Origin of the sequence: Methylobacterium sp. WL1 (genome assembly GCF_008000895.1) — a bacterium.
In the GTDB taxonomy this organism is placed as follows: Bacteria; Pseudomonadota; Alphaproteobacteria; order Rhizobiales; family Beijerinckiaceae; genus Methylobacterium.
Genome location: NZ_CP042823.1, coordinates 3457884 through 3484232 on the forward strand (window position 1 = coordinate 3457884; position 26349 = coordinate 3484232).

Below are 26349 nucleotides of genomic sequence, written 5' to 3' on the forward strand. Positions count from 1 at the left end.
GGTGGCGCTAACCCGGCAACCTTCCAATTCGTGGGTGAGGAGGCCCGCACGGTGCCCTCGCGGATCGCGCCGAACGCCCCTGGATCGGCACGCCATCTTTTGCTGGTATCCGGCTTGCTTAGCCGGCTCGGACACAGGGTGAATACGCATGAGACGATTCTGGCTTCCCGGGCTGATTGCAGCCGCGGGTGCGCTCCTCGCGCCGGCACCGGCCGGTGCGGAGACGACGGTGCGGGCCGTGCTCGAGGCGGAGATCGTCACCCTCGATCCTTATTTCACCACGGCCTACATCACCCGAACCTTCGGCTTCATGGTCTACGACACGCTGTTCGCGCCGGACGCGCGGGGCCTGTTCCAGCCGCAAATGGTCGACACGTGGTCGGTGTCGGATGACCGCCTGACCTGGCGCTTCACCTTGCGCGACGGCCTGCGCTTCCATGACGGCACGCCCGTCCGGGCCGCCGACTGCGTCGCCTCGCTCAAGCGCTGGGCAGCCCGCAGCGCACTCGGCGGCCGGCTGATGGACGTGGCGAACGCGCTCGAGCCCGTGGACGACAAAACCTTCGTGCTGACGCTGCGGGAGCCCTACGGCCTCGTGCTCGACACGCTCGGCACCACGTCGAGCCCGACGCCCTTCATCATGCCCGCCCGGCTCGCCGCGACGCCGGCCACGACGCAGCTCTCGGAGGTCATGGGATCGGGTCCCTTCGTCTACGACCGCGCCGCGCACATCACCGGCGACCACATGCTGTTGCGCAAGAACGCCGATTATCGGCCGCGTCCCGAGCCGGCGGACTTCCTGGCCGGCGGCAAGGTCGTGAAGGTCGACGCCCTCGACATTCGCGTCATTCCGGACGGGGCGACGGCCGTCGGCGCCCTCGGCGTGGGCGAGATCGATCTCATGCAGTACGCGCCCTTCGATCTGATCGAACAGATCGAGCGCAACAAGGGCCTGGCGGTGTTGAACTTCACCGGCCCGCACAGGTTCACGGGGCATTACCGCATCAACACGGCGGCCGCGCCCTTCGACGACCCGGCGATCCGGCGCGTGCTGCTGAGCCTCGTGGATCAGCGCGAGGTCCTGGACGGGTTCGGCCTGGATCCACGCTTCTCGCAGACCTGCGACGCCTTCTTCATCTGCGGCTCCCCCTACGAGACGCATGCCGGGACCGAACTCCTGCGCGATCCGTCGGTGGCGGCGGCCCGAGCCGCCCTGAAGGCGACCGCCTACAAGGGCGAGCCCGTGATCGTGATGGCGGCCAACGATCTCGAGGCGGCGCGCGTCTCCTCGACGATCCTGGCCGACCGGCTGAAACAGGCCGGCTTCACCGTGGATCTCCAGGTCATGGATTGGGCGGCCCTGCTCGCGCGTCGCACCAAGAAGGCCGGGTGGAACGTCTTCGGCATTCACGCCCTCGGCCTCGACCTCAGCTCCCCGCTCACGAACTCGGCGATCAACTTCAATTGCAAGGATGCAGCGAGTTCCGGGTTCATGTGCGACCCACGCATGGTCGGGCTGTTCGACCGGTTCTCCCGCGAGCCCGATCCGGACAAACGGCGTGACATCGCGGGCGAGATTCAGTCCGTCATCTACGGCGAAGGCCTGGTCGTGCCCTTCGGCCAATTCGCGCAGCCCGCAGCCTACCGGACCACGCTCACCGGCCTGATCCCGTCCGCCATCCCGCTGTTCTGGAACGTTGAGAAGAAATGAGCGCAGCCCTGTACGATGTGGTCGTCGTCGGCGCCGGATCCGCGGGGGCCGCGCTCGCCGCACGCCTCTCGGAAGATCCGAAGCGACGTGTGCTCCTGCTGGAGGCGGGGCGCGACTGGCGCACCGGCGAGGCCCCGCCGGCCTTGCGCTCGGCCAACATCGTCCCGTTCATGTACGATCCGGACCACCAGGCGGATTGGCAATGGCCCGGGCTGATGAGCCGGCGGACGCGCGTGCAGGAGCCCCGCTTTTATTGGCGTGGGCGTGCGCTCGGCGGCAGCTCGACGGTCAACGCACAGATCGCGATCCGCGGTGTCCCGGCGGCCTTCGATGCCTGGGCGGAACAGGGCTGCACCGGCTGGTCGGCCCGTGACGTGCTGCCGCTCTTCGACCGGATCGAGGACGACGCCGAATTCGGCACGGAGGCCGGCATCCGTCGTGGCGGTCCGCTCCCGGTCTACCGTGCGCCGCCGGAGGCCTGGGGCGCGGTGGATCTCGGGCTGCGGGACGCAGCCCTCGCTGTCGGCCATCCCTGGAAGGCGAACCTCAACGCTCCGGAGGGCGAAGGCGTCTCGTGCAATCCTATCAACAGTCGCGATGGGCACCGTGTCACCACCAACGACGCCTACCTCGAGCCGGCACGCGGGCGGCCCAATCTCGAGATCCGCGGCGGCGCCCTCGTCGATCGCGTCCTGTTCGAGGGACGCCGCGCGGTCGGGATCCGCGTCCGCTTCGGGACGGGGCCCTGGACCGAAGTTCACGGCCACGAGATCGTCCTGTGCGCCGGCGCCATCCATAGCCCGGCCATCCTGATGCGCTCCGGGATCGGCCCGGCCGCGCAGCTCCACGCCCTCGGCATCCCCGTTCTTCAGGCCCGCGAGGCGGTCGGCGGCCATTTCATGGATCACCCGATCCTGCGGGCGACGATGGATCTGCGGCCCGACCACCGGGCGTTCGGTCCGGACGCGCGACACACCAACTGCTGCGTGACGTATTCCAGCGGTCTCGCGGGCGGCGGCGAGCGCGACATGATCCTCGTCGCCTACAATCACCGGGGCCTGACGGGTCCGGAGCCGACCCCGCAAGGGGCCGTCGGCGTCGGGCTGTACGATGCGTTCTCGCGCGGTTCGCTGCACCTCACGTCGGCCGATCCCGAGATCAATCCGGTCATCGAGGAGAACATGCTGGACGATCCGCGCGATCGCCTGCGCATGCGCGATGCGGTGCGACGCCTCGCGCACCTGATGGCGCAGCCGGCCCTGGCCGATCTCGCCACGGCGATCCGGTTCGGAGAAAGCCCGCTCGCGATCGGCGAGGCCGCGCGCCTCCCGGATACCGAACTCGATGCCCTGATGCTCGCCGAAGCCGGCGATATCCAGCACGCGGCCGGCACCTGCCGCATGAGCGGATGGCAGGACGCATCCGGCGTCGTCGACCCGGATCTCAAGGTTCGCGAGATTGGCGGACTGCGCGTCTGCGATGCGTCGATCATGCCCAGTGATTGCCGGGCCAACTTGCACTTCACCTGCGTGATGATCGGCGAACATCTCGCTCGGAGCATGGCCAAGCAATAAGCTGAAGCTCTTTCATGTGCCGAATTTTATGATTCACTGCCGTGCATCGCCCACTCGGACGAGCCTGCGAGGCTTGTGCGAATCGCGGAACGAGGGCTGCTTCCTCTCGACGGAACACCGAACGCAACCGGTTTCTTTTCGGCCAGATCCCGTCGTTCATGGCCGCTCAGACGGTGGTGACCGGACCCATCTTCAGCGGCCTGCGATGTGCGGCCTGCATCAAGAGGTCCGCGTTATGCGCGCTTCGATTATGCGGAGCGCCTCAAGCCGTTCATCGTCGTTCGGCAGTGCGCGGAAAGCCCGGATCAACCTGGCGAGCAGGTAGGTGCCGTGCAGATCACCGGCTTTGTCCAGTTCGACAGCACTTTCAGTCGCAAACACTTGCGCAGGCACGCTGAGGGCTGCCGCAATCAATCGCAGGAGATGATCGTCTCGCTCGTCGTGCGCCAAGGGCTATCCGAATCCTCTGTCGGCCGATGCGGGATGCCTCCTACCTAGACGATCAAACCGAGCCGGAAACCCTCGGCCACAGACTGAGCCCGATTGCGTGTTCGAAGTTTCGTGCGCACCCCGCGCAGGTGTGAGTCGACCCCGTGTTCCGAGATGCCCATGATCTCGCCGATTTCCCAGTCGGTTTTGCCCTCAGCGGTCCACTGAAGGGTCTCACGCTCGCGCGGTGAAAGGCCAGCGGATTGTTCGATTGGCTGGCCGCGCACAAGTAGGCCGTGACCGAAGGCGTAGCTGGCGACAAGCGTCAGCATTCCGCGATGCTCGGGGGCTATCTCGAGCCGGCGGCCGGCAAAGCTCATCCCGCCGATCTCACCCTCGACGGTCGTCAGGGGGACCGTGTAGCCGTCGCGAAGGCCGAACTCGGCCGCCTCGTTCATAATTTGAACAGCGGTCTCCGACGTCGGCGACGGAAGTGCGGGGTCGCGCCAGCCAAATCCCGTCTGCCTGTGCAGGGTTTGCACGACGATCGGATCGTGTGCGGCGTAGCGCCGATGCAGGTACCGTTGCCGCCACTCGTCGGGAACGCTTTCCATCACCAGGAACTGCCGATTGAAGCTGGTTAAGGCGGACGATGTAGGGAGAAGCCCGGCGATGATCGCGTCGATCCCAAAACCCGCGAGTTGGCGGTGTACCGTTGAAACCACCTCGGGAACGCTGCCGGCTCGGTCAAGCTCTTTAAGCAACTTGAGCGTGTGATCGAGTGATTTTCGGCTCACGACAGCCCCTATCGTCTGCTCTCGAAAGCTTCGAGCCGCGGTTCAACCGACGATAGCACCGAGACCTCATCTCCGGAAATAGCCCGCACCGCGCAACAAACAGGCGGACACCACGCGTTCGCGTGGTGTCGCGCGCCGCGTCGGGCGGGCACACCAAGCACGGAGGTGTTTCATGATTAAAGTCATCACTGCCGCGAATATCGATCATAACCGAGAGCTAATGGAGCAAGCGTGGCGCCTGCGGCATAGAATTTTCGTGGAGGAGATGGGCTGGGCGGCAATCGCGCGCGATGACGAGCGTGAGATCGACGAGTTCGACGATGAACATGCCGTCCATCTTCTCGCAGTCGACGACGATGAGGTTGTGGGATACTCCAGGCTCCTCCCAACTTTACGCCCCTACGTTCTGTCCACGCATTTGCCGCAGCTTTGCGAAGGCGTGCCACCCGCCTCGCCGCATATCGTCGAGTGGAGTCGGATCGGCGTCGCCGGCCCCGCCCGCACCTCGGGCCGTCGGCTCAATCCAACCGCTCTGGCCATTCTCACGGGCATCGTCGAGTGGGGGCTGCCTCGTGGCCTGAAAGGCTTCGTCTCCGAGATGCCAACGAGTTGGCTTCTACGGCTGCTTCAGCTGCACATCCATGCCCTGCCCCTTGGGCTTCCGCAGACGATCGATGACGTCGAGATCGTCGCGGTCAATGCCGGCTTCGACGGCCGCAGCCTCCGACAACTCCAGAAGATGCGCGGGAGCACGGATTCGGTCTTGGCGCCGGAGAGCCGGGTCGCCGCCCGGTTGGCAAGCTGAAGAAGGCCGCCTTCATGAGCAACGCGTTGGCCGATGGCAGCCATGTCGACAACGGGGGTGAGCTCATAAGGCGCGCCGCCGAGCAGGCCCTGGATCTGCGACAGACCGTCAACGAACTGGTCGATCCGCAGCTACGCGAACTTGTTGACGTTGTACTGATCGAACTTGGATTTCGCCTTTCCAAGCTGAAATGACGATCGTCCTGCACAACATCTCCAGGTAGCGGAACCTAAGAATCGCGCCACCGCACATCTTACGTTGCCGACCAATATCATCGTCCTGCCGCTGGAACCGGCCGAAAATCCAGCGGCAGGCCCCTGATTCCTGAAAATACTTACTGGCCATGCCAAGATCCAGCAAGAGGAATCAGTCTCATGCTTTCGCCGACAGCAGAAGGCCATGCAAGGAAAAATCCAATGCCCAAAATGTCTTCTCAAGAATCACTGCCACACTCATGCCTTGAGCTGGCAGCTGAGATCACGGCCGCCTATGTCACCAACAATCACATCGCGGCGACCGATCTGCCAGGTTTGTTCGAGTCCATTCACTGGGCACTTTGCAACCTGGAGCAGCCATCCGACGAACTCCGTTCAGCCATCGCAACCACTGAAGTCCCGAGTCCTGCACAGATCCGCAGGTCGGTCCAGCATGACCACATCATGAGCTTTATCGACGGACGTTTGTACAGAACCCTAAAGCGACATCTCACCGCCCACGGCCTTACGCCTGAGACGTACCGTGCCCGCTACCGCCTGCCCAACGACTACCCGACTGTGGCCCCCAGCTACGCCGAGCAACGCTCGGCGATCGCGAAGGCGATCGGTCTTGGGGTACCGGGGGCACAGAGTGTTCGGCGCCCGCAACAGGCCGCCGAGTGAGACCCGGAGGCTCACCTTTCGGCCGGACCAAGACCCGGGGACCCTCACCAGCCCGAGACCTTGCACAGGCCGCGGTTGGCAAACGGGGTCAACGCCAGCATGGCTCAAAGCCATACCTCAGGGAGGACGACTTTTGAGGGGTCAGGTCACGTCAACGGTGAGACGGGCGGCAAAAGCATGGCGTGGGTTTTCCCCCAGTTGGCGGGAAGCAGTCATGCCGCCAGCGATGAGATTGCAACGATCAGGTGCTTGATGCCGCAATTGAACGCATTCGGCACGAACCATCCGGTTCGGTCCTCTATCCCAAAGAGCGGCAGGCTCTTTACCAGGCCCCGCTCCTCGCGTGACCGGTGGTGAACGGCACCCTGCGGTCGGAGCGGGTGTCACCCGACAGGAACCGGGACCGATGAAGGAGCTTGGCTCACCAAGTCGGTACGGTCGCCGGCCGGGAGAAACGCATGTCTGCCGATACTGAGAAGCACCGCGCCCTGCTTGGCGCCCTCAAGGACGCCCACGGCAAGGGCGACGGGTCATTCGAGAACGCTGTCACGGCGGCGTTCGAACACGTCTTCGAGCACCTGGGCCGCCTGAACGACCACGTCGCACGGGGCGGTCCCGATGGGGAGGAACGGCGCCTGGAGGACGGGGAATCTGCGACTTTACGATAATCGCGGCCCCTCGTTGCGGCGTTGACGCTCAGGTGCGCCAACGCCTTTCGGTGGATCAGGAATTCTGCGCGGCCGCGGACCGTACGGGAAGGGCCCAGTTCGGTCTGACGAAGTGGCAGGTGTACCCATCGGGCCGCCGCTCCAGGTAATCCTGGTGTTCGGGCTCGGCCTCCCAGAAGTCTTCGGCGGGCGCCACCTCGGTCACGACCTTCCCGGGCCACAGGCCGGACGCGTCGACGTCGGCGATGGTGTCCTCCGCCACCCGACGCTGGTCGTCGTCGGTGTAGTAGATCGCCGAACGGTAGCTCAGGCCGCGATCGTTGCCTTGGCGGTTCGGGGTGGTGGGGTCGTGGATCTGGAAAAAGAACTCCAGCACGCGCCGGAAGCTCGTCCGTGTCGGGTCGTAGACGATTTCGATGGCCTCAGCGTGGGTGCCGTGGTTGCGGTAAGTGGCGTTCGGCACGTCGCCGCCGGTGTAGCCGACCCGGGTCGACAGCACGCCTTCCTGACGCCGGATCAGGTCTTGCATACCCCAGAAGCATCCGCCTGCCAGCACCGCTCTCTCGCTACCCATGTTGTCCTCCGTAAGCTCCTGCACACTCCTAGATAGGGGCTCCGACTGCGCTTACCCCATGGCCCGGTCTACCTGCTGTCAAACAGCGTTGATCATTGACCCCTAGGATGGGTGTGGCGGGACGCCCCTGATCAGCCCTGCGAAGCGAGTCGAGGGGGCACAGCCGGTCAGATCGGGGGCCAGCGGACGCGATGCGTGTGCCGGCCTCAGGCGCGGTTCTTGAAGCGCCAGTTCTCCTTGCCTGTCTCGACGATCCCGCAATGGTGGGTGAGCCGGTCGAGCAGCGCCGGGTCATTTTGGCGTCGCCGGCGAAGATGCTGGGCCATTCCCCGAAGGCGAGGTTGGTGGTGACCACGATCGAGGTGGTCTCGGAGAGCTTGCCGATCGGGTGGAACAGGAGCTGGCCGCCCGACAGTGTGCACCTTCATAGGCGCACGGCTGCGAGGCAGCAGGGATGAAGGGGGGACGAGGCCGGTTAAACCGCAAGATCGGAACCGTGCCGCTGAGCATAGCTTGAACCCATCCCGAGCCAACGCCCACGGTTCAGGCAAGCGCGACGCTCCATCGGTCGGAATTGGCGACATGCTGATGGCCGACCGAAGCCACCATCGTCCAGGGTCGTCCATCCCGCTCGACTGGGCACAAACTGGACGCCGGCCAGAACAGTCTAAGCTGAGTGCTTCATATTTTTGGCGCTCCCAAGGGGAATCGAACCCCTGTTTTCGCCGTGAGTCATCGCCGTGTAAGCCGCTATAATCAGGGAGTTTTTTGATCTGAGGCATTTGACCGGCGGTCCCTGAAGGGTCCACTTTTGTATCCCCAAAGTGGGTCGGCTGTGTACCCCCTCAGACGTTCTGTAAGCGGCCCTGGCCCTATACACGAGAGAGTTGAGGATATTCACCAACGGCACATTGCCGGGGTGCCACTCTAGGCGGTAGCTTCTTGATTCGTTCTACTCCTTTGAGATCTCAGATGGCTAAGCGGTCCGGTGAAAGAGGTGGCTTGGTTCGTCTGAACAGCGACCTGGGCTTGGATAAGTGGATCTTCTGCCGATTTCAGGCCGCCGCGGGATGCGGCAGCCGGTCGAAGTAAGCTTGGTCGGGGGTCCGCCGGTCAAGGCTCGAATGAGGCCTGCGCTCATTGTAGAAGGCGAGGTACCGGCCGATTGAGGCGCGCGCCGTGCTGACAGTGTCGTAGGCCCGCAGGTAGATCTCCTCGTATTTGACCGACCGCCACAGCCGTTCGACGAAAACGTTGTCCCGCCACGCGCCTCGGCCGTCCATGCTGATAGCGATCCCCGCCTCCCGCAGCACGCTGGTGAAGGCGTGGCTGGTGAACTGCGAACCCTGGTCGCTGTTGAAGATCTCCGGCTTACCGTGCCGGGCGAGCGCTTCCTCCAGAACCTCGACGCAGAAGTCAGCCTCCATGGTGATCGATAGCCGCCAGGACAGAACCCGGCGGCTGAACCAATCGATCACGGCGGCGAGGTAGACGAAGCCGCGCGCCATGGGCACGTAGGTGATATCCATGGCCCAGACCTGATTGGGCCGGTCGATCGTCAGGCCACGCAGCAGATACGGGTAGATCTTGTGCCCAGGCGTCGGTTTCGAGGTGTTTGACTTGCGGTAGAGCGCCTCGATGCGCAGGCGCTTCATCAGCGTCGCGACATGGCAACGCCCGATCGCGATGCCCTCTTTGTTGAGGAGATCCCGCAGCATCCGGCTGCCTGCGAAGGGGAGTTCGAGATGCAGTTCGTCCATGCGTCGCATCACGGCGAGATCATCGTCTGAGACCGGGCGCGGTAGGTAGTAGACGCTGCCCCGGCTGATCCCGAGTGCCTTGGCCTGCTGGACGACAGGTAGGTCGTGCCCACGATCGATCATCGCTTTGCGCTCAGAAGACCGGCCTTGCCGAGCGCGCCGGACAAAAAATCGTTGGTCAGCGTCAGTTCGCCGATCTTGGCGTGCAGCGTCTTCACGTCGATCGCTGGTGCCGCCTCCGGCCTGGCCGCGGCTCCGAACACCCCGGCAGCCCCGTCGAGAAGCTGAGCTTCCAGGTCGTAATCTGATTGGGGTGGACATCGAACTGCTGAGCCAATTCAGCCAGGGTCTTCTCGCCTCGCAGGGCAGCCAGAGCCACCTTCGCCTTGAAGGCCGGGAGGTGATTCCGGCGCTGTCGCTTGCTCATCATTGCTCCTGATCCGCAGCCATCCTGGCCGCCGTCAGGCAGAAACTCCACTCAGCCCCACTGTGCAGATTTCCCGAGCCACCTCTCCTTTGCAAGCTCGTCTTTGGTCAGCGGCAGGCGCTTCTCACGGTCTGGCGTGGGATCAGCGATGGTGTGGCGGTCGAATGGGTTCCGCCTCTGGATGTCAAACTCCTGGAGGGATTTCTCGATGATCGCCCTGGATAGCTTGAAGGCCTTCCTAATGCTGCCGGGGGAATGACCCTTGGCCCTCAGGTGGCGCTCATAAATCCGCACGTCGTCTCTGGTCAGGGATGTGACAGTGTGGTCCGCTCCTACGGCCTCTTTGAGGTAAGCGATGACACGGACCTTCTCGGCCACCCACTTGCGCTTCACCATTACGCCCATACCCGAGGTCTCGCCCTCCTTGAGCCGGAGGTAGACCGTCACGGCCTCATCTAGTGTCGGATCAGGCTTCTTGAGGACACCAAGGAGCGCGCGGGCTTCGGGGCTCCTCTCAAGCTCCTGGTCTCGGGTGTCAGGATTGTGGGGATCAATGCCAAGCTTCTCAGAGACGATGGTCTCACGAAACTGAGCCTCAGCCTAATCCATACCCTTGCGGTGCGGCCTGTAAGGCAGCCCATGGGTCTCAAGGAACCCAAGGCCCCGATACCAATCATCCACAGCAGAGTGGTTCTGAGTGACCACGGACGCGACCGTGAGCGCCGATTGCCCCCTCCCCTGCTCCTGGGTGTCCCGAGGCGGCTTATCGCTCTCCAGGAGCTTCCAGGCCTTCAGGTGGGCCTCAGCATCCGCATGGACCTTGAGGCTCCGAAGCTCGGCTTCCTGCTCATCCTTGGTCCCGAGGCTAACGACAATTTCTCGCTTCCCTGCGCGACTCCTCAGAGGCTCAGGGATGACCCGGCGGTACTTCCACACGCCATGTCGGGACTGAATGAGGTAGGGCATGCGACGGAACAGAAGGCTCACTTGATGCCCCCGTTTGTATCCCCAATTTAGGGCACCACGGAGGCTAAGTGACTGTTCCTACTGCGCTTACAGTGGCTTAGAGAAGACCACTGGCGCTCCCAAGGGGAATCGAACCCCTGTTTTCGCCGTGAGAGGGCGACGTCCTAGACCGCTAGACGATGGGAGCTTTCCGGCGGCGCGCAGGTGCTATAGCCACGCCCCGCCGGGGGAGCAAGGGCCTTCTCTCGAGATTCCGCACGGTTCGGTGCGGTGGAGCGCAGATTGAGGTCGTGGTGAACGCAAACGACGAAGAGCGGGTCGGGACCGTGGCCGAGGGGGGGATCCGGCTCGACCGGGCGCTGGTGGCGCTGTTTCCGGATCTGTCGCGGGCGCGGCTCCAGGATCTCGTGCGCACGGGCTGCGTGCGCCGGGATGGCACGCAGGTGCGCGACCCATCTGCGAAGGTCGCCGTCGGAGCACAGATCAGCCTGGACGTGCCACCGGCCGCGGATGCCCAACCCGCGGCCGAGGCCGTGAACCTGGTGATCGCCTACGAGGACGACGACCTCGTCGTGATCGACAAGCCGGCCGGGCTGGTGGTGCATCCGGCGCCGGGTCACGAGAGCGGAACCCTGGTCAACGCGTTGCTCGGCCATTGCGGCGCGAGCCTGTCGGGGATCGGCGGCGTGCGCCGGCCCGGCATCGTCCATCGCCTCGACAAGGACACGAGCGGCCTGATCGTGGTCGCGAAAAACGATGCAGCCCATCAGGGACTGACGGCGCAGTTCGCGGACCATGGCCGGACGGGGCCGTTGGAGCGGGCCTACGCGGCTTTGGTCTGGGGCGTGCCGCATCCGCGAGCGGGAACGATCCAGGCGAGCCTGGCCCGGTCGCGCCACAACCGCGAGAAGATCGCCGTGGTCTCCGAGGAGGCCGGGCGGCACGCCGTCACGCATTACGCGGTCGCCGAGACCTACCCGGAGGTCGCCCTCGTGCGCTGCCGCCTCGAGACGGGCCGAACGCACCAGATCCGCGTCCACCTCGCCCATCGCGGCCACCCGCTTCTGGGCGATCCGGTCTATGGCGGCGCGTTCCGCACCAAGGCGGCCCGGCTGTCGCCGGATGCACGCGACGCGCTCGCCACGCTGGGACGTCAGGCGCTGCACGCGGAACTGCTGGGCTTCAGGCATCCGCGCACCGGCGAGACCCTCAGGTTCGAAAGCCCGATCCCGCCCGATATCGCCGCGCTGGTGAACGCCCTGGCGAAAGCTTGACGGCTTAGAATCGGGGATGAAACCGTAGCCGCGCGGCGTGCGAAAGGTCACGGCGAGCCGCGTCAGATCGTGACATGGTACGACCAATCGGCCGGTCGCGCGTTGATGGCAATATGGGGGTGCCCAACCGCGACCGGCCCGTCCGACGTACCCGTATGACATGGGTGGTCGGGAGGGTCGGCTCAAGAGCGGCCCGAGTGGACGGCACTGTTGCCCGTCGCGTCCGCCCGTCAGGGGGACAAGAGTCCAGGAGAATGCCATGGCCGGTACGCTGCCCGTGCTCGCCAATGAAGGTGGCCTCTCGCGCTACCTCGACGAGATCCGCAAGTTCCCTATGCTGGAGCCGACGGAAGAATTTACGCTGGCCAAGAGTTGGCGGGATGCCGGCGACCGTGAGGCCGCACATCGGCTGGTAACCTCGCACCTGCGTCTCGTGGCCAAGATCGCCATGGGCTATCGCGGCTATGGCCTGCCGATTGGCGAGGTCGTGTCCGAGGGCAATGTCGGCCTCATGCAGGCGGTCAAGCGCTTCGATCCCGACAAGGGTTTCCGGCTTGCGACCTACGCCATGTGGTGGATCAAGGCGGCGATCCAGGAATACATCCTGCGCTCCTGGTCGCTCGTGAAGATGGGGACCACCGCCAACCAGAAGAAGCTGTTCTTCAACCTCCGCAAGGCGAAGGGGAAGATCTCGGCGCTGGACGAGGGCGACCTGCGGCCGGATCAGGTCAAGCAGATCGCGACTCGCCTGGGCGTGCCCGAGCAGGACGTGATCGACATGAACCGGCGCCTGTCCGGTGACACGTCGCTCAACGCTCCCCTGCGCGAGGAAGGCGAAGGTGAGTGGCAGGACTGGCTGGTCGACAACGCCCCGAGCCAGGAGACGGTGCTGGCCCGTGAACAGGAGGGGCAGAACCGCCTATCGGCCCTGCGCGACGCCCTCGGCGTGCTGAACCCGCGGGAGCGGCGGATCTTCGAGGCCCGGCGCCTCGCGGACGATCCGATCACGCTGGAAGACCTATCCGGCGAGTTCGGCGTCTCACGTGAGCGTGTGCGCCAGATCGAGGTTCGGGCGTTCGAGAAGGTGCAGGAGGCGGTGAAGCGCAACATCGCCAACCGCGAATTGCCGCGCACCGGCATCGAGGCTCACTGACCGTGCAATCCGGCGCGCCGGAGCGCGCCGGCCACGATTACTGCCAAGCGTCGAAAGCGCTCTGCAACACCTGGGCGCCGGCGCTGCCCTTCTCGAAGGTTAGCACCGCGCGCTTGCCCGAGGTGTAGCGGACGGCCAGATCGAACCAGTTGCGGTGGAGCAGCAGGTCCGTGTTGCGATCGACGTCGTTCTGTAGCGACGACAGACCGATGAGGAACAGGTTGTCTCGGACCCGCACCGGCAGGCCGGAGACCGGCGAGCCGCGCCCGTTCTCGTCGTCCTTGGACTGGAGCAGGCCGACATCCTGCACCGTCCGCCCCGTCCCACTCTGCTGGGTGAAGGCGAGGCTCACCGTATGTGAGGCCGGCAGCGTCGCGTCGAGATTGCGCTGGATCGTCATCACCAGCGTCAGCCCGGCATCCGGGATCGTCACGGTCGCGACCACGGCGTTCTGGAGCGGCTGACCCTGCTCGCCATTCACCGTGTCGAGCCGCCAAGTTACCCGGCCGGTCGTCCGCGTCGGCTGCGCATTGTCGGTGCCCGTCCCCTCCTCGATCAGTTCCGCACGCTGGGCGACGGCAAGGTTTGACTGGGCCGGCGCCGGCGCGACGCGAGGCGGCGTGCCGTTCTCCGCACGTGGGGGCGTCCGCGGTGCGGGTGCGGACTCGCCGCCGACCCGGTCGCCGAACTTCGTTTCGCTGTCCGTCTGCTGCGAATCTGCGGTCTCGGTCGAGCTGGACGGCAGATTCTGGGGCCGGTCGCGAAGCAGGAACGCCGCCACCGCGATCAATCCGATCACGATCGCCAGGACGCTTCCCACGAAGGCGTTGCGCAGGATGCGCGAGCGCCCCGACCGCGGCGGGACGACCTCGATCCGTGGACGCTGGCGACCGTTGCCGCCGTCGCCTGATGCCGCCGCGGGATCCGCGTCATCCCCGGTGTCGGGGGCCAGATCGGCCTCGGGCTGCGGCTCCTCAAAGGTCGCAGCGGCCGGCGACGGCCCCGGCCGCCGTGAGGAAATCGCGATCGGCGCGTCGCGTAGTTCCGGCTCCTGCGCAGCCGCTGGGGCGAAGGGCGGCGGCGCGGCGGTAGAACCGGCTCCGGCGCCTGGACCGGGATGGGCTCGGGGACGGGGTTGGCGGCGAAGGAATGGGCGGCGCCGGCTCTGGGATCTCCGCGGGCGGGGCCGGCCGGGGGCTTGTCTCCAGCGGGGCGACCGCGGCGTCGTTGGCCGGCGCCGGAAGCCCCCCGTGATCGACTTCGAGCCGTTCGATCGCAGTGTCGAGCGCCCGGCGTTCGAGATCGATATCCGCTTCCGAGAGCGGGGGATCCAGCGAGCGGAGCTGACTGATGAGGGCGTTGCGGGCGCGGTCGTAGACCGCCTTGCGCAGGGCGGGTGATCGGTCGGGCAGCGCATCGAGCGCGCGTGCCAGAAGCGGGTAATAATCGGCCATGTTGCCCAGGTCCGCGCCTTCGGCCGTCGCCCGGCAGGACCGGTCGATGGCCGAGGACCGACGTTCGTTCCCGAACCGACGATCGGGATCGGCCGCCGGCCGGTGATGTCTGCCCGCCGCGCGGATCGGCACCCGCGAGTCGGTTCCTCCGATATCGTATCGGGCGGTCGATCCATGAGACCGACGCCCGCCATAGGCTGGTTCTAGATCAAGCGGACGCGGGCTGGATACATGCCGAACAGCAGAAAAGGTGCGTCATCAACGGGATAGGGCTTCAGGCCTCAATCCTCGAAGGGATTCTGCATCAGAATGGTATCGTCACGCTCGGGCGACGTCGACAGCAGCGCCACCGGCGCCCCGATCAGCTCTTCGATCCGGCGGACATACTTGATGGCCTGCGCCGGCAGATCTGCCCAGGATCTCGCGCCCGCAGTCGTCTCCGACCAGCCCGGAATGGTCTCGTAGACCGGCTCGACCCGGGCCTGCGCGGCTTGGCTCGCCGGCAGGTGGTCGATCGTCTGCCCGTCGAGCTTGTAGCTGGTGCAGACGCGGATCTCGTCGAACCCGTCGAGGATATCGAGCTTGGTGAGCGCGATGCCATGGATGCCGGAGGTCCGAACCGTCTGGCGCACCAGGACCGCGTCGAACCAGCCGCAGCGGCGCTTGCGGCCCGTATTGACGCCGAACTCGCGGCCACGGGCACCGATGGTCTCGCCGATCTCGTCATGCAGCTCGGTGGGAAACGGCCCCTCGCCGACCCGGGTCGTGTAGGCCTTGGCGATGCCGAGCACGTAGCCGATCGCGCCCGGGCCGAGGCCGGACCCCGTCGCCGCCTGAGCGGCCACGATGTTCGAGGAGGTGACGAAGGGGTAGGTGCCGTGATCGACGTCGAGCAGCGCGCCCTGCGCGCCCTCGAACAGGATGCGCTTGCCGGCCCGACGCTGGTCGTCGAGGAGCGACCAGACGGTGTCTGCGAAGGGCAGGATTTTGGGCGCGATCGCGGTGAGTTCGGCGAGCAGCGCTTCGGCGTTCACCTCCTCGATGCCGAGGCCGCGCCGAAGCGCGTTGTGGTGGGTCAGAACCCGCTCGATCTTGGCCGGCAGCGCATCGATATCGGCCAGATCGACCACCCGGATCGCGCGGCGGCCGACCTTGTCCTCGTAAGCGGGCCCGATGCCGCGCTTCGTGGTTCCGATCTTCAGGCCGGCGTTGGCAGTCTCACGGAAATGATCAAGTTCGCGGTGGAGCGGCAGGATCAGCGTGGCGTTGTCGGCAATCCGCAGCGAAGCAGGCGAAACCTCGACGCCCTGCGCCTTGATGCGCTCGATTTCGTCCACGAGGTGCCAGGGATCGACCACGACCCCGTTGCCGATCACCGAGAGCTTGCCGCCGCGCACGACCCCGGATGGCAGGAGCGCCAGCTTGTACGTCACCCCGTCGATGACGAGCGTGTGGCCGGCGTTGTGGCCGCCCTGGAACCGGACGACGATGTCGGCTTGCTCGGAGAGCCAGTCGACGATCTTGCCCTTGCCCTCGTCACCCCACTGGGCGCCTACAACGACGACGTTGGCCATGCCTGCCTGCTTACCCGCGACGGAAACCGGGACGGAGCAGCCCACGGGTGCGGGCTGCGTACGTCGTGAGCCGTTTCCGCGATCCGCGCGGCGAAATCAAGCAAGGCTGCCACATGGCAGCCCGCACGCTCCGCGGAACGCGCTTATTTCGCCTCGGTGCCGGAGTTCCGGCCGGGGAGTTCCTGCGGCTTGATCACCGGCATCGAACCGGTCTCGTCCGGCTTCACCACGGTGCCGGTGGTGCCGGACTCCGGCGGCTTGATCACACCGTCGTTCTTCTGGAGCTTGTCGCTGAGCGACTGATCCTTGGGTGGCGCGTCGGCGCTGGGGCGGACGCGATCCGGTGGCGTCTGGGTCGATGGCGGCAGGGCCGGATCGGTATCGCGCCCTTTCAGCGGCGCATCCGGGTTCTGGGCATAGGCGGGAACAGCAAACAGGGCCGCCGCAAAAGCGGCGAGCAGGATTTTCCGCGACAAGGTTGGTCTCCTCTCTTGGAACACGAGTTCCGAGAGCAACAGACTTGTGTCGGATCCGTTCCTGGTTGCTGCGTGGCCCGGGCCACTCAACCCTGACGCGCGGCTTCGATATAAAGTTCGCGCAGGCGCTGGGTCAGCGGACCGGGGCCGCTCTCGCCGATCGACCGGCCGTCGATCTCGACCACCGGCATCACGAAGGCTGAGGCGCTGGTGTAGAACGCCTCCTGGGCGTCGTAGGCCTCGGCGACCGAGAACAACCGCTCCTCGACCTTGAGGTCAGCCTCCCCGGCGAGCTTCAACACGCAGGCCCGGGTGATGCCCGGCAGCAGCGCCGTCGAGAGCGGCCGCGTGACGAGCACGCGCTCGCGGCTCACGATGAACGCTGTGGACGACGAGCCTTCGGTCACGGCGCCATCCTCGACCATCCAGGCCTCGGCGACACCGGCCTCGGCGGCCTGCTGCTTGGCGAGAACCTGCGCCAGCAGGGCGACCGACTTGATGTCCCGCCGCTTCCAACGCAGGTCCTCGACGGTGATGACCCGGGCGCCGGTCTCGGCGAGCGGGTTGGCCAGGACGGTCTTGGCCTGCGTGAACATCATCACGGTCGGCTCTGTCCCGGCCTTCGGGAAGGCGAAGTCGCGCTCGGCGACACCGCGGGTGACCTGCATGTAGACGAGCCCCTCGCGGACGCCGTTGCGCGCGACGAGCTCGGTCTGCAGCTTCTCCCATCCGGCCGCGTCGTGCGGGTTGCGGATGCCGATCTCGCCGAGCGAGCGATCCAGGCGGGCGAGATGCGCGGCGTTGTCGACGAGCTTGCCGTCGATAATCGCCGAGACCTCGTAGATTCCGTCCGCGAACAGGAAGCCACGGTCCATGATCGGTACGCGCGCCTCCTCGAAAGGAAGGAATACGCCGTTGAGGTAGACGATGCGGGGAGCGGTCACGGATTGCCTTCCTGTGTTCGTCACGGGCCCAAGCAGGATTCGTGCAGCGGTTTTCAGGCTGCGCCGAAGACGCGCGCGAAGATCGTGTCGACGTGCTTAAAGTGATAGCCGAGGTCGAAGCATTCCTCGATCTGCTCGGGCGTCAGCGCCGCCGTCACCTCGGCATCCGCTTTCAGCAGAGCCAGGAAGTCGCCCTCCCCGCGCCAGACCGGCATCGCGTTGCGCTGGACCAGCCGGTATGAATCTTCGCGGGACACGCCGGCCTGGGTGAGCGCCAGCAGCACCCGCTGCGAGTGGACCAAGCCGCCAAGGCGGTCGAGGTTCTTCTGCATGTTGGCCGGGTAGATCAGCAGCTTCTCGATCACCCCGGTCATGCGGGCCAGCGCGAAATCGAGGGTCACCGTAGCATCCGGGCCGATCATCCGCTCCACGGAGGAATGCGAGATGTCGCGCTCGTGCCAGAGCGCCACGTTCTCCATGGCTGGGACGACGTAGCCCCGGACCATCCGGGCGAGGCCGGTGATATTCTCGGTGAGCACCGGGTTGCGCTTGTGCGGCATCGCCGAAGATCCCTTTTGACCTTCGGAGAAGAACTCCTCCGCTTCGAGCACCTCGGTGCGCTGCAGGTGGCGGATCTCGATGGCCAAGCGCTCGAGTGACGAGGCGACGACGCCCAGCGTCGCGAAGAACATCGCGTGGCGGTCGCGCGGGATGACCTGGGTCGAGACCGGCTCGGCGGTCAGGCCCATCTTCTCGGCGACGTATTGCTCAACCCGCGGATCGATGTTGGCGAAGGTGCCGACCGCGCCCGAGATCGCACAGGTGGCGACCTCCTCGCGGGCTGCGACCAGGCGATGGCGGTTGCGCTCGAACTCGGCATAGGCCTGTGCGAGCTTGAGGCCGAAGGTCACCGGCTCGGCATGGATGCCGTGTGAGCGGCCGATGGTGGGGGTGAGCTTGTGCTCCAGCGCCCGGCTTTTCAGGGCCGCCAGCAGCGCGTCGACATCGGCGATCAGGATGTCGGCGGCACGCACGAGCTGGACGTTGAGACAGGTGTCGAGCACGTCCGACGAGGTCATGCCCTGGTGGACGAAGCGCGCCTCCGGGCCGACGATTTCGGCGAGGTGGGTGAGGAACGCGATGACGTCGTGCTTCGTCACCGCCTCGATCTCGTCGATGCGGGCCACGTCGAACGCCGCATCCTTGCCCTTGGCCCAGATCGTCTCCGCCGCCGCCTTCGGCACGACACCGATCTCGGCCAGCGCCGTGGTGGCATGGGCCTCGATCTCGAACCAGATCTTGAAGCGACTCTCGGGCGACCAGATCGCCGTCATCGTCGGGCGGCTGTAACGGGGGATCATGGGGGCCTCGGCACGGTCCGGAGTTCGTGCGTGGCCGGTAGCATGCGGCGGCCCGGCCGCTCAATGCGGTCCACGCAGGCCAGCGCCACGCGAGAGCATGCCGTTTGATGTCGATCCCGGTCAGGGCACGCGGACCCAGCCCTGTCCCATCAGGCGCTCCTGCGGGCGAAACCGGGATTTGTAATCCATCTTGCGCGAGCCCTCGACCCAATAGCCGAGGTAGAGATACGGCAGCCCGAGGCGACGGGCGCGCTGGATGTGGTCGAGGATCATGTAGGTGCCCGGCGAGCGCCCGGCCTCCTCCGGATCGTAGAACGAGTAGACCATCGACAGGCCGTCCGCGAGGACGTCGGTGAGGCTGTAGGCGAGCGGCGGGCCGAACCCGCGGCCGGTAATCGCCGTGTCCGGACCACGCCGCCGGTACGAAACCAGATGCGTGTCGACGTGGCTGTCCTCGATCATCATGGCGTAGTCGAGCACCGTCATGTCGACCATGCCGCCATCGCCGTGGCGGGCGTCGAGGTAACGGCGGAACAGAGCGTACTGCTCCGAGGCTGGGCGATTCGGTTCCGGCGCGCCGATCCAGTCGTCGTTGCGCGCCAGGATCCGCTTCTGGCTAGCGGTCGGCTGAAAGTCATCCACCACCACCCGCACCGAGATGCAGCCGCGGCAGGTCTCGCAGGCCGGGCGATACGCGATGGTCTGCGAGCGGCGGAAGCCACCCTGGGTCAGGATCTCGTTGAGGTCCCGGGCACGGCGCCCGACCAGATGCGTGAACACCTTTCGCTCCTCCTGGCCCGGAAGGTACGGGCACGGCGAAGGCGCGGTCAGGTAGAATTGCGGAGTGTCGCGCGGGTGACTCGTCACGCTTGGTCTTGGCCCTGCACCGGGTGGTCCTTGCGGCGCCGGCGTACCAATGTACAGGCGACGCGGCCGGGCTCAATGCCCCCGGCCGCTCGCCGCATGAGAATTTCGTCGCGCCTACGGGATCTCAGCGGTCGTGGACGACGGCCAGGCCGAGCAGCAGGTCGTGGCCCAGGCGTCGATCGGCGCGCATCAGGCCGAATGCGACATCGAGGCACCACAGAAGGAAGGTCGAGACCGCAACGTAGAACAGCAGCGCGTGGACAGCCGCGCTGATGAAGTCCACGGGGCCGCCGCGCTCGGGGGCGACAACCCGGAGGCCCATCAGGCGCTGCCCGATGGTGCTCTGCTTGGCTCCTCCCACCGTGATGGCGCTGTAGATCACGCCGCTCGCCGGAAGCACCGCAAACAAGGTCCAGCCGAGCCCGAAGGTCACCACGCCGACGACCGTGATCAACAGCGTCAACAGGGCGGTGAAGCCGAAGATGAACAGGATATCGAGGAGGTACGCGACGGTGCGGGCCCCGAGGCTGGCACGCACGAACGGGATGGGCAGCGAAGCCGCGTAGCCGGGGGCCTCGTAGCGCTGCTCGGCATAACCGGGTTGGGGATTCTGCATGGTGTCGCGTCCTGCAAGCGAGGCGGCCGATCGAAACGTGGGTGCGGAAAGCGACCGCCGCAAGAGCGGATGCGCGTGCGTTCAGCGCTGCGCCGGATCATCGGCCTCCGCGTCCGGCGTGTCGAGGTAGAACCGCTTCAGCAGGTAGAGCGAAGAACCGGACAGGCTGCTCCCCTCGGTGGCCAGCGCGATGAGCGTCGCGCCAGCATCGAAGCGGCAAGTCAGCCAATGCTGACGGTTGCCCTCGGCATAATCGACCCGGACAGTATCCGCGGCTGGCCCCGGCGCGGCGCGCAGCAACCGGATGCCGGGCTGCGGCGCCACAGCCGGGAGAGCACGCCGGCAGGTCGCGACGCGTTCCTGGCGGAGCGTGTCCTGGCAGGCCGCGAGCCCCCCTAGGAAACCCGCCACCACCGCCGCTCCGAGGAGCCAGCGGCGCCCATGCCTCACCGGATGGTGCGCAGGCGCTCTGCGACCCGGGGCGCGTGGTAGGTCAAAACCCCATCGGCACCGGCGCGCTTGAAAGCGAGGAGAGCCTCCACCATCGCGCGGTCACCATCGAGCCAGCCGTTGCGGGCCGCCGCCTCGATCATCGCGTACTCGCCGGACACCTGATACGCGAAGGTCGGAACCTGGAACTCGTCCCGTACCCGCCGGATGATGTCGAGATAGGGCAGCCCCGGCTTCACCATCACCGAGTCGGCTCCCTCTGCGAGATCGAGCCTGACCTCGTGAAGAGCCTCCGCAGAGTTGCCCGGGTCCATCTGATAGGTGCGCTTGTCGCCCACCAGCGCTGCCTGGGTGCCGATCGCATCGCGGAATGGCCCGTAGAATGCGCTCGCATACTTGGCCGCGTAGGCCATGATCTGCACGTCGAGGAAACCGGCCTTGTCGAGCCCGGCCCGGATCGCGCCGACGCGCCCGTCCATCATGTCAGAAGGGGCGATGATGTCGGTGCCGGCCTCGGCCTGGATCAGGCTCTGCTCCACCAGGATCGCCACCGTTTCGTCGTTCAGGATCGCGCCGTCCTTCATCAGCCCGTCGTGGCCGTGGCTGGTATAGGGATCGAGCGCCACGTCGGTCATCACGCCGATTTCGGGCACCGCCCGCTTCACGGCCCGCACCGCGCGGCAGACCAAATTGTTGGCGTTGAGCGCCTCGGAGCCGGTCGGATCGCGCAGCGCGACCTCGGTGTAGGGGAAGAACGACACCGCCGGGATGCCGAGCCGCGCCGCACGTTCCGCGTCGCGTACGATCTCGTCCACGGAGAGCCGCTCGACCCCTGGCATCGAGGCGATCGGCTCTCGCCGGCCCTCGCCCTCGATCACGAACATCGGCCAGATCAGGTCGTCGACCGTGAGCGTATGCTCACGCACCAACCGCCGCGACCACTCCGCCTTTCGGTTGCGGCGCGGGCGCTGCGTGATCTTCAGCACGTCCGGACGCGCGCTCTCGCGAGCGGCCTCCAGGGCGATCGGGCGCGGCTCTGGCAAGGTGTCTGACATGCGGCTTCGGTATCGTGCGCGCGGTGAAGCGTGGGTCGCGCGGCGCATCGGCGCTGGGGCTGTCGGACTAGCACACCCTCCGAGCACGGTGAAATCAGACCGTTGACGCAGGGCGCCGGAACCGATTCAACCCAGCGCATCCCCCATCAATCGCGGCCCCCGACGATGCATTGGCTTTTCTCACCCACGGACACGCCGTAGTGCCCGCCTCCTTCCCGATCCGGCGCAAGGGTGTTCGGCCGGGCGATACGCCCACCGACCGGATCGAGCGCGCGCCGGGGCCCGCTCCCGGGACATGGGATACGGTCCTCGTCTGGTTCATGCGGATCACCGCGTTGTTCTGGCTGGCCAAGAGCATCGCGTCCTGGGCGACGATCCTCGACGTCATGCCAGAGTCGCGCCCCTTCGAGATCGAGCCGTTCGGCCGCCAGGCCGCGATCGTCTACTTCGCCGTGGTGGACGCGTCGGCCGCCATCGGCCTGTGGCTGACGAGCGCGTGGGGCGGCGTGATCTGGTTGCTGGCCGTGACATCCGCGATGACGCTGGCGGTGTTGACCCCGCAACTTGTGCCGATGCCGGTGCCGTTGCTCGTATTCGGCCTCACCGTCGTGCTGATGTACTTCATGCTGTCCTGGCTGGCCGCCCAGGAAGCACGGTGAACGAAGCGTTCTGATCTTCGCTTCAGTTTGTCTTTACCGCGAAGAGTAAATCGGGAATTCATCCTGTCGCTTAAATCGCCTTTCATTCCCGGTACGTAGCTTAGCCATCATCAGCGGCACCGCATCGAACGGGCGCCGCGGCATCAGACGGTGAGGCAGACGATGAAGACCCAGAGCGCCCGTGTCGCGAAGAGCGAGGCCCCCGAGGAGACCCCGTCCGCCAAGGGCTCCTACTTGGAGGCGCTTCACTTGGTCGAGCGGCTGCACCGCCGGCTGCTGGACGTGATCAAGGACGAGTTCGAGCGCCGCGGCCGGGAAGACGTCAACAGCGTCCAGGCGCTGCTCCTGTACAACATCGGCGACAAGGAGTTGACCGCGAGCGAATTGCGGACGAAGGGCTACTATCTCGGCTCCAACGTCTCCTACAACGTCAAGAAGCTCGTCGAGGCCGGCTACCTGCACCACGCCCGCTCGAAGACCGACCGTCGTTCGGTCCGGATCAGCCTGACCGAGAAGGGCCAGCAGGTCCACGAGATCATCCAGGGGCTCTACGACAAGCATGCCCGCACGATCGCGCCGATCGGAGGCATTTCGGACGACGACTTCGGCCGGCTGAATACGGCTCTGGGCCGCCTCGAGCGTTTCTGGACCGACCAGATCCGTTACCGGCTCTGATCCGTGCGGCTTAAAGGTTCAGGAGGCTGACGATCCCGGCGATGACCGCGTAGGCGAAGCCCGCATTGATGGCGACGCCGAAGAGGCCGATCACCAATCCGCCCATGACGACAAGGCCGTCGCGCTCGACGAGGCCGAGGCCCACGAGGCAGACGGCGAGCCCCAGAGGGATCTGCCCGACGATCGGTGCGGCCACGATCAGCGCCAGCGCCAGCGCCAACAGGGCGATCCCCATCCCGCGCATGCCCAGCGCGGTCTCGAACACGCTGACGCGGGGACGCGACCAGCGCTCCAGACGCCGTAGGATCGGCACCGCCCGGGTGACGGCGCGCCTTACATCGGTGAGCGCGATCGATCGGCCGAGCAGGATCCGGGGCAGCCACGGCGCCGACATGCCGGCCGCGATCTGAACCGCCACAAGCAGCAGCAGGAGCCCGCAGATCAGCGGGATCGGCGGCGGCATCGGCAAGCAGTTCGGCAAGCCGAGCAGCACCACGAGCAGCGCGAAGGCGCGATCCCGCAGGACCGCGACGATGTCGCCCACGGTAAGGCGCTCCCCCTCCTGGCTCGCCAGCACAGTGAGGACGTCCGACGTTCGTGAACCGGCAGTCAAGGATCCGCCAACCTTCGCTGTCCTGGCGCGGGCTCTAGCCGAGATCACCCGGCAGGCCAAGCGCGGGGCTGCCGCACGAATTTATCGTGGGCGCCCGGCCGGAGATCCCTACCTGAGGTCAGCCCGATTCACCCTGAAGCATATCTTAAGTCAATCAAAGCATATTTTCGAATCGGCGCAGATCTCGGACAGCACGTTGGCGCAGCTTCAGGTAATTTTCCAGTGAACCTACGATGAGTAGAGCGGCTTTCTACGTCGTTTGCCTGTAGGTATAAGGCTCTCCACACAGGACGGATCCGTGTGCAGGAGCAAAGCCTTCGTAATAAGCCGGAACAGACGGCTCGGACCCGCCCTTGCGGCTTTTCTTTTCTTTGCGCAGGCTTCTCCGGCATGCGGCGGAGAGATCGATGCGCTTCTGTTCGGCAGCCTCGACGCCGGCGCTGCGACGTTCCTGACCATCGGCGCGAAGCTCGGGCTCGGCCCCCTCGATCAGGACGGCTTCGTCATACTCGCGAGCGTCGGAAGCGGCCTGCAACGCGAACGCGGCGATTTCGGCCTTCCGCGCACGCGCTACGCGTTCAACGCGGCCGCGGTGCTGGGTTACCAATGGTTCTTCGATTGGGGAACGGCCGCAATCTTCGCGGGGCCTGAAGGCTCGATGGAGATGCTGGCCGACGGGCGCGCCGTGGCGGTCTCGCCAGCCGCGTATGGCTTGCGCCTACACGCCGAAATCTGGGCACGCCCGACGGACAATACGCTCCTGCAGGCGACCGCTGTCGCCGGCTCGACGCGCGACAGTTTATGGACACGGCTGGCCTGGGGCTATCGGATAGGCGGTGCTTATCTCGGCCCTGAAATCAGCGTCTACGGAGACGAGACGGGCTATCGGAAATGGAATCTCGGCTTGCACGCAACCGATTTCGCCATCGCCCGCTACAGCTTCCGTGTGTCGGCCGGTCTCCAAACCGAGACGGCCCGGCGAAGCGCCTCACCCTACGTGGCGTTGGCGGTCTGGTCGCCCTGGTGAGCGCGCTCGGATTCGAGGGCGCCGAGGAAACGGCCCGCATCCGCACGGATCTCGGCCCGGCGCTGGTCGCTCATGGCCCGGAGGGTCCGATACGGCATCGTCATGCGCGGGTTCCCGGAAAGCGTATCCGCGTTCTCGATCAGGAAATTCCAGTACAGGTAGTTGAATGGGCAGGCGTCCGGCCCCGCCTTGACCTTCACGTCGTAGGCGCAACCCGTGCAGTAGTCCGACATCCGGTCGATATAGGCGCCTGAGGCCGCGTAAGGCTTCGAGCCCATCACGCCCCCATCGGCCCACAGCACCATGCCGTGCACGTTGGGCAGCTCGACCCATTCGTAGGCATCGGCGAACACGATCAGGTACCATTCCTCGACCTGTGCCGGATCCAGGCCTGCGATCAGGGCAAAGTTTCCGGTCACCATCAGGCGTTGGATGTGATGGGCGTAGGCGTGGCGCCGGGTATCGGCGACCACATTGGCGATGCAATTCAGCTTCGTCTCACCCGACCAATAAAACCACGGGAGGTTCCTTCCAGCATCCAGTGCATTGGTCTCCCGATACTCGGGCATCCGCGCCCAGTAGACGCCGCGGACATATTCCCGCCACCCGAGGATCTGCCGGATGAACCCCTCGACGCAGTTGAGCGGCGCAGTGCCGTCCCGATAGGCGCGCTCGGCGGCCCAGCAGACTTCCTCCGGGGTCAACAGTCCAGCGTTGAGCGGCGGCGAGAGCAGCGCGTGGTAGAGGTACGGCGCACCGGCCTTCATGGCATCCTGGTAATCGCCGAAGGTGGGCAAGCATTGTTCGATGAAGTGCTTGAGGGCGGCCAGCGCGTCGGCCCGCGTTACCGGCCAGGAAAAGGCCGCGAGATCGCCGAAATGGCCGGCGAACTCACGCTCCACCAGCGCGATGGCATCCCGGGTGGTCGCATCGGGCTGGAACCCGATCCGGTCCGGCAGCTGGTGCCCTTTCGGTAGGCGCTTACGGTTATCAGGATCAAAGTTCCAGCGACCGCCGACTGGCTCGCCACCATCCATGAGGAGTCCGGTCCGACGCCGTATGCCGCGGTAGAAGGTCTCCATCCGCAGATGATGACGCCCCTCGGCCCAGCGGTCGAAATCCGCCCGCGGGCACAGGAAGCGGTTGTCGGATCGGATCTCCACCGGGACGGGCAGCGTCTCGCGCCAGTCCTGCATCATCTCCCAGACCCGCCACTCACCGGGTTCGGTGACGACGACGGTATCGGGTGCATGATGAGCGACAGCCCGCTCCAGCTCGCCCGTGAAGCTGCCGGTGTTGCCGGGATCAGTCAGGCGGACGTAGTCGACTGCGATACCCTCGGCCTCCAGTTCGGCCGCGAAATGGCGCATGGCGGCGAACAGGAAGGCGATCTTCTGCTTGTGGTGGCGGACATAGGTCGCCTCGTCCCGCACCTCGACGAGCAGGACGACGTCGAGTTCGGGATCAAGGTCGAGCAGGCTCGACACGCGCCGGTTCAGCTGATCGCCGAGGACGAACCGTAAGACCCCTCCGGTCCGCCGAGCGAGCTTCGCCGGCACCCC

The 26349-nt window shown here is 65.9% G+C and carries 26 protein-coding genes, 1 tRNA gene and 2 pseudogenes; 11 read left to right on the forward strand and 18 right to left on the reverse strand.

Going from position 1 to position 26349, the window contains the following annotated elements:
- The first annotated feature begins 148 nt into the window (after positions 1-148).
- A complete protein-coding gene (locus FVA80_RS16790; protein ID WP_147908906.1) occupies positions 149-1711 on the forward strand; it encodes an ABC transporter substrate-binding protein in 1563 nt (520 codons plus the stop codon).
- Between the two features lie 8 nt (positions 1712-1719).
- Positions 1720-3285, forward strand: a complete 1566-nt coding sequence (locus tag FVA80_RS16795; RefSeq protein WP_187193726.1) for a GMC family oxidoreductase — start codon at positions 1720-1722, stop codon at positions 3283-3285.
- Positions 3286-3504: 219 nt separating this feature from the next.
- Here FVA80_RS16795 and FVA80_RS16800 read toward each other — a convergent pair whose 3' ends face one another.
- On the reverse strand, positions 3505-3735 hold the full coding sequence (locus FVA80_RS16800; protein ID WP_147908908.1) for a hypothetical protein: 231 nt from the start codon (positions 3733-3735) through the stop codon (positions 3505-3507).
- 44 nt (positions 3736-3779) lie between these two features.
- A complete protein-coding gene (locus FVA80_RS16805; protein WP_147908909.1) occupies positions 3780-4511 on the reverse strand; it encodes an autoinducer binding domain-containing protein in 732 nt (243 codons plus the stop codon).
- A 172-nt stretch (positions 4512-4683) separates the two neighbouring features.
- On the opposite strand from FVA80_RS16805, the gene FVA80_RS16810 reads away from it, so the two are divergent.
- The 4 genes from FVA80_RS16810 (at position 4684) to FVA80_RS16825 (ending at position 6862) form a co-directional block, all read left to right on the forward strand.
- Positions 4684-5316, forward strand: a complete 633-nt coding sequence (locus FVA80_RS16810; protein WP_147908910.1) for an acyl-homoserine-lactone synthase — start codon at positions 4684-4686, stop codon at positions 5314-5316.
- Positions 5317-5330: 14 nt separating this feature from the next.
- Positions 5331-5510 carry a hypothetical protein gene (locus tag FVA80_RS16815; RefSeq protein ID WP_147908911.1) on the forward strand — a complete coding sequence of 60 codons (180 nt, stop codon included), beginning with the start codon at positions 5331-5333 and terminating at the stop codon, positions 5508-5510.
- A 180-nt stretch (positions 5511-5690) separates the two neighbouring features.
- Entirely contained in the window at positions 5691-6194 is a 504-nt protein-coding gene (locus tag FVA80_RS16820; RefSeq protein WP_246691988.1) for a MucR family transcriptional regulator, read from the forward strand.
- Between the two features lie 458 nt (positions 6195-6652).
- On the forward strand, positions 6653-6862 hold the full coding sequence (locus tag FVA80_RS16825; protein WP_147908912.1) for a hypothetical protein: 210 nt from the start codon (positions 6653-6655) through the stop codon (positions 6860-6862).
- A gap of 55 nt (positions 6863-6917) precedes the next feature.
- On the opposite strand, the gene msrA is transcribed toward FVA80_RS16825, so the two are convergent.
- The 5 genes and pseudogenes from msrA to FVA80_RS16850 form a co-directional block, all read right to left on the reverse strand.
- Positions 6918-7436 (reverse strand): peptide-methionine (S)-S-oxide reductase MsrA, encoded by a 519-nt coding sequence (gene msrA, locus FVA80_RS16830; protein ID WP_147908913.1) that lies wholly within the window; start codon positions 7434-7436, stop codon positions 6918-6920.
- Between the two features lie 206 nt (positions 7437-7642).
- Positions 7643-7848, reverse strand: a pseudogene (locus FVA80_RS16835) (ATP-binding protein); the annotation flags it as partial.
- Between the two features lie 643 nt (positions 7849-8491).
- On the reverse strand, positions 8492-9517 hold the full coding sequence (locus FVA80_RS16840) for an IS3 family transposase (RefSeq protein ID WP_348642427.1): 1026 nt from the start codon (positions 9515-9517) through the stop codon (positions 8492-8494).
- 157 nt (positions 9518-9674) lie between these two features.
- Positions 9675-10070 carry a hypothetical protein gene (locus tag FVA80_RS16845; protein WP_147908914.1) on the reverse strand — a complete coding sequence of 132 codons (396 nt, stop codon included), beginning with the start codon at positions 10068-10070 and terminating at the stop codon, positions 9675-9677.
- A gap of 630 nt (positions 10071-10700) precedes the next feature.
- A tRNA-Glu gene (locus tag FVA80_RS16850) sits at positions 10701-10776 on the reverse strand.
- A 106-nt stretch (positions 10777-10882) separates the two neighbouring features.
- Here FVA80_RS16850 and FVA80_RS16855 point away from each other — a divergent pair.
- Both FVA80_RS16855 and rpoH read left to right on the forward strand, forming a co-directional pair.
- On the forward strand, positions 10883-11863 hold the full coding sequence (locus tag FVA80_RS16855; RefSeq protein ID WP_246691990.1) for an RluA family pseudouridine synthase: 981 nt from the start codon (positions 10883-10885) through the stop codon (positions 11861-11863).
- Positions 11864-12122: 259 nt separating this feature from the next.
- Positions 12123-13016, forward strand: coding sequence for an RNA polymerase sigma factor RpoH (gene rpoH, locus FVA80_RS16860; protein ID WP_147853264.1), 894 nt, complete (start codon positions 12123-12125; stop codon positions 13014-13016).
- 37 nt (positions 13017-13053) lie between these two features.
- Here rpoH and FVA80_RS16865 read toward each other — a convergent pair.
- The 9 genes and pseudogenes from FVA80_RS16865 to hemB all read right to left on the reverse strand — a co-directional run bounded on the left by FVA80_RS16865 (position 13054) and on the right by hemB (position 21813).
- Positions 13054-14470: pseudogene (locus FVA80_RS16865) on the reverse strand (histidine kinase).
- 281 nt (positions 14471-14751) lie between these two features.
- A complete protein-coding gene (locus FVA80_RS16870; RefSeq protein ID WP_147909767.1) occupies positions 14752-16044 on the reverse strand; it encodes an adenylosuccinate synthase in 1293 nt (430 codons plus the stop codon).
- A gap of 143 nt (positions 16045-16187) precedes the next feature.
- Positions 16188-16520: a hypothetical protein gene (locus FVA80_RS16875; protein ID WP_147909768.1), complete on the reverse strand. Its 333-nt coding sequence runs from the start codon at positions 16518-16520 to the stop codon at positions 16188-16190.
- Positions 16521-16606: 86 nt separating this feature from the next.
- The gene (locus FVA80_RS16880) at positions 16607-17464 is read right to left on the reverse strand and encodes a D-amino-acid transaminase (RefSeq protein WP_147909766.1); all 858 of its coding nucleotides are present in this window, start codon (positions 17462-17464) and stop codon (positions 16607-16609) included.
- A 53-nt stretch (positions 17465-17517) separates the two neighbouring features.
- Entirely contained in the window at positions 17518-18825 is a 1308-nt protein-coding gene (gene purB, locus FVA80_RS16885; protein WP_147909765.1) for an adenylosuccinate lyase, read from the reverse strand.
- 120 nt (positions 18826-18945) lie between these two features.
- A complete protein-coding gene (locus tag FVA80_RS16890) occupies positions 18946-19692 on the reverse strand; it encodes an arginyltransferase (protein ID WP_147909764.1) in 747 nt (248 codons plus the stop codon).
- A 124-nt stretch (positions 19693-19816) separates the two neighbouring features.
- Entirely contained in the window at positions 19817-20308 is a 492-nt protein-coding gene (locus FVA80_RS16895; protein WP_147909763.1) for an RDD family protein, read from the reverse strand.
- A gap of 81 nt (positions 20309-20389) precedes the next feature.
- Positions 20390-20719 (reverse strand): hypothetical protein, encoded by a 330-nt coding sequence (locus FVA80_RS16900; protein WP_246691991.1) that lies wholly within the window; start codon positions 20717-20719, stop codon positions 20390-20392.
- A 35-nt stretch (positions 20720-20754) separates the two neighbouring features.
- Entirely contained in the window at positions 20755-21813 is a 1059-nt protein-coding gene (gene hemB, locus FVA80_RS16905) for a porphobilinogen synthase (protein WP_147909761.1), read from the reverse strand.
- A 200-nt stretch (positions 21814-22013) separates the two neighbouring features.
- Here hemB and FVA80_RS16910 point away from each other — a divergent pair, with 200 nt between their 5' ends.
- Together FVA80_RS16910 and FVA80_RS16915 are read left to right on the forward strand one after the other, a co-directional pair.
- The gene (locus tag FVA80_RS16910; protein ID WP_147909760.1) at positions 22014-22472 is read left to right on the forward strand and encodes a DUF6163 family protein; all 459 of its coding nucleotides are present in this window, start codon (positions 22014-22016) and stop codon (positions 22470-22472) included.
- Between the two features lie 162 nt (positions 22473-22634).
- Positions 22635-23147: a winged helix DNA-binding protein gene (locus FVA80_RS16915; RefSeq protein WP_147853274.1), complete on the forward strand. Its 513-nt coding sequence runs from the start codon at positions 22635-22637 to the stop codon at positions 23145-23147.
- A gap of 10 nt (positions 23148-23157) precedes the next feature.
- On the opposite strand, the gene FVA80_RS16920 is transcribed toward FVA80_RS16915, so the two are convergent.
- Positions 23158-23724, reverse strand: a complete 567-nt coding sequence (locus FVA80_RS16920) for an exopolysaccharide biosynthesis protein (protein WP_147909759.1) — start codon at positions 23722-23724, stop codon at positions 23158-23160.
- Between the two features lie 334 nt (positions 23725-24058).
- Here FVA80_RS16920 and bcsS point away from each other — a divergent pair, with 334 nt between their 5' ends.
- The gene (gene bcsS / locus FVA80_RS16925; RefSeq protein WP_147909758.1) at positions 24059-24787 is read left to right on the forward strand and encodes a cellulose biosynthesis protein BcsS; all 729 of its coding nucleotides are present in this window, start codon (positions 24059-24061) and stop codon (positions 24785-24787) included.
- On the opposite strand, the gene FVA80_RS16930 is transcribed toward bcsS, so the two are convergent.
- On the reverse strand, positions 24754-26346 hold the full coding sequence (locus tag FVA80_RS16930) for a cryptochrome/photolyase family protein (protein ID WP_147909757.1): 1593 nt from the start codon (positions 26344-26346) through the stop codon (positions 24754-24756). The two genes, bcsS and FVA80_RS16930, sit on opposite strands and share 34 nt — an antisense overlap.
- Positions 26347-26349: the final 3 nt, after the last annotated feature.